Origin of the sequence: Citrobacter sp. Cpo089 (genome assembly GCF_030332695.1) — a bacterium.
GTDB lineage: Bacteria > Pseudomonadota > Gammaproteobacteria > Enterobacterales > Enterobacteriaceae > Citrobacter > Citrobacter portucalensis.
Genome location: NZ_JAOWHJ010000051.1, coordinates 108,798 through 109,012 on the forward strand (window position 1 = coordinate 108,798; position 215 = coordinate 109,012).

At 53.0% G+C, this 215-nt stretch carries 1 pseudogene (only partly in view); it reads left to right on the plus strand.

What is annotated here, in order from left to right:
* A pseudogene (locus OGX92_RS09930) lies at positions 1-215 on the plus strand (IS1-like element transposase); its annotated part reaches 80 nt to the left of the window's first position; the annotation flags it as partial.

Genomic DNA, 215 nt, shown 5'->3' on the forward strand with positions numbered 1-215 from the left:
TCAGCGCTATCTCTGCTCTCACTGCCGTAAAACATGGCAACTGCAGTTCACTTACACCGCTTCTCAACCCGGTACGCACCAGAAAATCATTGATATGGCCATGAATGGCGTTGGATGCCGGGCAACTGCCCGCATTATGGGCGTTGGCCTCAACACGATTTTACGTCACTTAAAAAACTCAGGCCGCAGTCGGTAACCTCGCGCATACAGCCGGG